At 35.1% G+C, this 946-nt stretch carries 1 pseudogene; it reads right to left on the bottom strand.

Features of this window, described 5'->3' with window-relative positions:
- Positions 1-20: 20 nt before the first annotated feature.
- A pseudogene (locus AOM43_RS13020) lies at positions 21-885 on the bottom strand (IS5 family transposase).
- Positions 886-946 lie beyond the last annotated feature (61 nt).

Here is a 946-nt window from a genome sequence, read left to right as displayed (position 1 = left end):
TAGACTTCTTTCGAAATTCCTTACGGCAACTCCAAATTGTGTATCCCCGCGATCAGGTTAAATCTTAAGCCAAACCGTTTTCTTCGATTCCTATACCTATCACTTATAATCTTAAATCTTTTTAAGCTGCCTATAACATTCTCATTTACAACTCTTTCTGACGCGAATTCTCTATTTTGTTGTTTTTCTTCCGCTGTTAATGGCTTCTTCTTACTTGTTTTCTTTGGTAGTTTTGTGTTGCTTTGTAATTTTTTTATACCTGTATATCCGCTATCCGTTATTCCAAAACGCTCTTTTGTCCAACGTACCTTACTCTCTTTAAAAAGACGGAAGTCATGCTTTTTGCCATTGCTAAAACACGTGCAAATCACTTTTTTCGATTTCTTATCTACAACTACTTGGCTCTTAAGCGTATGCCTTTTCTTTTTTCCTGAATAAAACTGTTTCTGTCTATTGTTCCTGTTTCTTATCCACTTTTTATTTCGAATCCTTTTTTTTTGGTCTTTCTATTGGACTCTCACAAGCATCTACAAGCACAATTTCAAATTCCATATCACTTTTTAAGAGAGCTTTACGCCCTGGCAAAGCAAAATCGGGATGTTTGATTAGCGTATCTTCAACCCACTTCACAGTTTTATAAGCATTACTCTCACTGATTGAATAGCTTTGGCTGATGTGAAAATAAGTTCTGTATTCTCTGATATACTCTAAAGCCATCAGCAACATATTCTCTACGCTTAACTTTTTCTTTCTTCCTTTCTTCGTTGCTCTGCTTGTAATATCTTTCTCTAGGATCCCTACCATCTTGTTAAATGTCGTTCGTTTAACTCCTGTTAGACGACGAAATTTCTCTTCATCTAATTCTTTAACTGTCTCAAATTTCATGTAGCCTCCTGATTTTGAGGCTCTAATATACACTCAAAAGTTTAATTTCGAAAGATGTCTA

It is taken from the genome of Parachlamydia acanthamoebae (genome assembly GCF_000875975.1).
Classification (GTDB): Bacteria; Chlamydiota; Chlamydiia; order Chlamydiales; family Parachlamydiaceae; genus Parachlamydia; species Parachlamydia acanthamoebae.
The sequence above is the reverse complement of the archived record's forward strand: the minus strand, read 5'-3'. Positions and strand labels throughout refer to the sequence as shown.